The organism is Mesorhizobium sp. M8A.F.Ca.ET.021.01.1.1, from assembly GCF_003998025.1.
Classification (GTDB): Bacteria; Pseudomonadota; Alphaproteobacteria; order Rhizobiales; family Rhizobiaceae; genus Mesorhizobium.
Genome location: NZ_RZSJ01000456.1, coordinates 1 through 5,191 on the forward strand (window position 1 = coordinate 1; position 5,191 = coordinate 5,191).

Genomic DNA, 5,191 nt, shown 5'->3' on the forward strand with positions numbered 1-5,191 from the left:
GAGCCCGTCCTGCCAGCCGTCGCCGGCATCGGCTTGCGCCGTGGCTGCAAGCGTCACCACGCCGCCGAGCAGGTCCGGTTCGTCATGCGCCTCGATGCCGGCTGCGCGCGGCAGGGTCAGTCGATGCAGGCTGGTGTCATTGTCGGTCGCCTCGACGCAGTAGATCAGCGGCCCGCGCGACAGCGCGACGCGGCCGGCATCCTGCCGCACCTCGGGATTGGCATAGAGCCGCTCGATCGGCATTTCGAGGTCGAGCCTGACACGGTCGCCTTTTTTCCAGCTGCGGCGGATGGCGGCGTAGCCGTCGCTGGTCACGTCCTCGAGGTCGATCGTCTCGCCGTTGATTTCGAGCCTGGCGGCGGAACTCCAACCCGGCACCCGCAGATGCAGCGTGAACTCCACTGCGGCCTGCGGCTCGACCGTGATCTCGACCGAGCCGTCCCAGGGATAGCGGCTCGCCTGCGTCAGCGTCACGGGCACGCCCGCTATGTCGAAGCGGGCGGTGGAGTCGCCGTAGAGGTGAACCGCCAGCGCATCGTCGGACAGGCTGTAGAAATAACTGCCGATAGAGGCGACCATGCGCCCGATATTGGGCGGGCAGCAGGGGCAGCGGTGCCATTTCCATCTGTTGTGCTTGCCCCGGCTTTCGAGCGGGTTCTCGTAGAAGAACAGCGAGCCGTCGAGCGACAGGCCGGAGATCGAGCCATTGTAGAGCGCGCGCTCCATCATGTCGGCATAGCGGGCGTTCGGCCCCATGCCGAGCATGCGGCTGGCCCAGAACACCAGCCCGACCGAGGCGCAGGTCTCGGCATAGGCGGTTTCGTTGGGCAGGTCGTAGTCGCTGGTGAAGCCCTCATTGTGCGCCGACGGCCCCAGCCCGCCGGTGATGTAGAGGTTTTTCGTGGTGAGGTCGTCCCACAGCCGGTCGAGCGCCACACGCAGCGTGTCGTCGCCATACTCGGTGGCGATGTCGGCCATGCCAGAGTAGAGGTACATGGCCCGCACCGCATGGCCGACGACCTTGTCCTGCTCGCGCACCGGGATGTGCGACTGGCTGTATTCATAGGTCTTGAAATGATAGGCCTTCGGATCGGCGCCGCGAGCGCGGGCCTCCTCGTCGAAATAATGCGGCTGCTGGCCGCGCTGGTCGATGAAGTATTTGGCCAATTCCATGTACTTCCGCTCGCCGGTCACCCGCGCCAGCTTGACCAGCGCCAGCTCGATCTCCTCATGGCCGCAATAGCCCTTTTTCTTGCCGGGCTCGGGGCCGAGTACCGAGGCGATATGGTCGGCATAGCGGCACATGATGTCGAGCAGCTTGCGCTTGCCGGTCGCCTGGTAGTAGGCGACCGCGCCCTCGATCAGGTGGCCGGCGCAGTAAAGCTCGTGGCAGTCGCGCAGATTGGTCCAGCGCTTGCCGGGCTGGATGCGCTGGTACCAGCTGGAGAGATAGCCGTCTTCCTGCTGCAGTCTGCCATACATGTCGATGACGGCGTCGATCTTCTTCTCCAGCTCGGGATTCTTGCGCCGGTAGAGCGAATAGGCCGCGGTCTCGATCGTCTTGCCGAGATCGGAATCCCAGAACATCTGCGTGGTCACCGTCGACCCGGTGAATCCGGGGGAGGCGGCCTCGTCGGGCGACGGCGAATGGAAGGGAATGACGATGCCGGGCGAGGGGCGGTCGGGGTCGATCTGCTCCAGCATGCGCGCCTCCACGCAGCGGTCGTAAAGGATGTCGGCGGTGCGCGTCGCGACCGCCTCGGCGCGGTCGCCCCAGAAGCCGCGCACGTCGACCTGCGGCACCGGCAGCGGGCGGAAGGCGACCCTGGGCCTGGCTGTGGTGGCGGGCCGGGGGGATGGCGATGCTGTCATGAACTCACTCCATTCGATCGATTACTTGACGGCCCCGGCCATCAGGCCGCGGATGTAGAAGCGCTGCAAAGCCAGGAACAGGATCAGGCAGGGCACCATCATCACGGTGACGCCCGCCTGCACGGCGCCCCAGTCGATGGCGCCGAAGCGGCCCGACTGAAGCGCGGTCATCATCACCGGCAGCGTGAATTTGGACTGGTCGGTCATCAGCACCAGGGCAGCGAGGAACTCGTTCCAGGCGCCAAGGAAGGCAAACAGCGCGATGGTGACGACGCCAGGCCAGACCAGCGGCAGCATCACCTTTATGAGCATGGTGGCGTTGCCGGCGCCGTCCATGCGAGCGGCCTCCTCGATCTCGCGCGGCACCGCGTCGAAGGCGTTGCGCATCATGAAGATCGAGAACGGCAATTGAAGCGTCACATAGACGCCGACCAGCCCGGTCAGCGTGTTGTGCAGGCCAAGCTTGGTCAGCACCAGGAAGATCGGCGTCAGGATCGACTGGAACGGGATCATGATCGTCGACAGGATGAGGACGAAGAACAGGTCCTTGAACGGAAACCGAAACCGCGAGAAGCCGTAACCGGCGAGCACGCTGACGATGACCGACAATATGACGGTCATCACCGAGACATAGATGCTGTTCTGCGCCGAGACCCACAGGCCGTCGCCGAAACTGTTCAGCGTTTGATAGTTCTCGAGCGAGAAGCCCGTGGTCGGCCAGGGCGGCAGCGGCGGCAGGCGCGCCTCCTGCGCCGGCTTGAAGGCCGACAGCACCGTCCACACGATCGGCGCCACGAACAGCACCGAGGCGATGATGCCGGTGGAGTGCCTGGCGAGGCGGGCGGCGAGCTTGCCTCTGGCTGATATCGCCTGCGCCATCAGTCGAGCCCCTCGGGCTTGCGCAGCAGCCAGAGCTGGACGAGGCTGAGCGCCACCAGAATGACCAGCAGCACCATCGACAGCGCCGCGCCATAGCCGAGCTTGAACGACACGAACGACTGGTTGAAGATCCAGTAGACCGCCGTCAGCGTCTGGTTACGCGGGCCGCCGCGCAGGATGATGTAGAACTGGTCGAAGGCGAGGATCGAGCCGGCCACCGACAGGATCAGCGCCAGCGCCAGCGTGCGGCGCATCAGCGGCAAGGTGATCGCCCGGAACCTTGCGAACGGCCCGGCGCCGTCGATGACGGCGGCCTCCTGCAGGTCCTGCGGGATCGATTGCAGGCCGGTCATCAGGATGATCATGGTGAAGCCGGCGACTTTCCACACCACCATGGCGATGATCGACCAGAAGGCCGGCTGGAAGGTGGCGAGCAGGTTGAACTTCCTGTCGATCAGGCCGAGGTCGTAGGCGGCGGGGCTGAACAGGCCGGAATCGACGTTGAGCAGCCACGACCAGAGCAGGCTCGCCGAGGCAAAGCCGACCACCGCCGGCATGAAGAACATGGTGCGGTAGACATTGGTGAACGGGCGCGGCCGCTCGATGAAGATCGCCAGCGGAAAGGCGACGGCGAAGATAGCGATGGTGACGACCAGCGTGTAGAAACCGGTGAATTTCAGCGCGTTCCAGAACCTGGCATCGCGCAGGATTGCCCAGTAATTACCGAGGCCTATGAAGGAATGCTCGCCCATCAGCGGCCAATTGTGCAGCGACATCCACGCCGTCATGCCGAGCGGGATGACGAAGAACAGCATGACCAGCGCGATCGCCGGCGCGACATAGAGCAGGCCGATCCATTGCCGACGCCAGGCGCCGACGAGTTTGCGGGTGCGGGGCGGGGCGGTGGATGTGATAGTGGTCATGGCTGGGTGCTCGTTCTTCCTTCTCCCCTTGTGGGAGAAGGTGGATCGGCGCGCAGCGCCGAGACGGTTGAGGGGTGCGCCAAGCAATGAGGCAGGTGCGATTTCGAACTTGTTGCCAAGCTGGAGCACCCCTCATCCGACCTCGCTTCGCGAGGCCACCTTCTCCCACAAGGGGAGAAGGGAGAACCAACCCTCCGACGCTCCGAAGCGGAGATGCAACCGAGTCTTCTCAACGCGATAGCCCTGCCATTTGAACCAAAACAATTTCCGGCCGCCCGCCCAGGGAGACAGGCGGGCGGCCGGACAGGCGCCTATTTCTGCGGCGCCTGGTCGATGATCGACTGCATGGTTTCCTGGGCGTTGGCGATCGCGCCATCGACGTCGTCGCCGAAGAACACCTCGTTGATCATCTGCGTCCATGGGCCGTTGGCGGAGTTGATCAAATCGTTGAACACCACCGAGTAGGGCGTCTTGCCCTTCGCCATCGCCTCGGCGGCGATCTGGTAGCGCGGATCGAGATCCTTGAGCGCGTCCTTGGCGATGTCGCCGCGCACCGGCAGGCTGCCGTATTTGGCGAGGATGGTCTGGCCCTCGAGCGAATAGGCGAAGTCCAGGAACGCCTTCACCACGGCGAGCTTCTTGGTGCCCTTGGTGACGACGAAATTGTCGCCGCCGGCAAAGGACGACCAGTTGCCATCCTTGCCCGGCAGGAAGGTGATGCCGTAGTCGACATTGGGATACTGCGTGTTGAGCGCGCCGATGGCAAAGGCGCCAGAGGGCGAGATGCCGATATTGCCGGCGGCGAAGGCGGCGAAGAAATTGGCGCCGGTGTCGGTCTGCGCGCCCGCCGGCACCAGGTCCTTCTTGACCATGGAGCGGTAGAGATCGATGGCGCCACGCAGCTGCGGGCTGTCCAGCGTCGCCTTGGAGCCGTCCTCCGACAGGATGTCGCCGCCAGAGGCCCAGATCAGCGGCGTGAAGGTGAAGATGTTGCAGCCGCCGCAATTGCCGGAGAAATAAAAGCCCTTGATGTTGCCGCCAAGCGCGTTGACCTTCTCGGCGTCGGCTTCGATCTCGGCCCAGTTGGTGGGACCTTTCTCGGGGTCGAGGCCGGCCTGCTTGAACAGCTTCTTGTTCCAGATCAGCACCGAGGCGTCGGCCGAGAAGGGCAGGCCGTAAATATGGTCCTTGTAGGTGCCGGTCTTCACATGCGCCGGCGACAGGCTGGCGAAATAGGGCAGGGACTTGGCCCAGTCGGTGATGTCCTCGAGCTGGCCCGCGGCGGCGAAGGACGGGGTGTAGATCAGGTCGAGCGACAGCGCGTCGGGCGCCGTGCCGCCAGCGGCGGCCGCGCCATATTTCGGGATGATCTCGGCATTGGGGATGATGTCGAGCTTGACCTGGTCCTTGTTCGCCTTGTTGAAGGCGTCGACGATCCTCGGCATGAAGTTCGAGCCGTCGGCGCGCACCCAGATGTTGGCGGTCTCGGCGGCGGCACCAAGGCCGCCACCCAGAAC

The 5,191-nt window shown here is 64.6% G+C and carries 4 protein-coding genes; all 4 read right to left on the reverse strand.

Annotated features, from left to right (window positions below):
* Positions 1 to 1,872 (reverse strand): glycoside hydrolase family 127 protein (locus EOA36_RS26910; RefSeq protein ID WP_145969324.1); only part of this gene is annotated, 1,872 nt, incomplete at its 3' end.
* Positions 1,873 to 1,893: 21 nt separating this feature from the next.
* Positions 1,894 to 2,751 carry a carbohydrate ABC transporter permease gene (locus EOA36_RS26915; RefSeq protein WP_127280141.1) on the reverse strand — a complete coding sequence of 286 codons (858 nt, stop codon included), beginning with the start codon at positions 2,749 to 2,751 and terminating at the stop codon, positions 1,894 to 1,896.
* Positions 2,751 to 3,674, reverse strand: coding sequence for a sugar ABC transporter permease (locus EOA36_RS26920; protein ID WP_127280142.1), 924 nt, complete (start codon positions 3,672 to 3,674; stop codon positions 2,751 to 2,753). The genes EOA36_RS26915 and EOA36_RS26920 overlap by 1 nt, the downstream gene beginning before the upstream one ends.
* Positions 3,675 to 3,985: 311 nt before the next feature.
* A partial coding sequence (locus EOA36_RS26925) for a sugar ABC transporter substrate-binding protein (RefSeq protein ID WP_245464478.1) occupies positions 3,986 to 5,191 on the reverse strand: 1,206 nt, incomplete at its 5' end.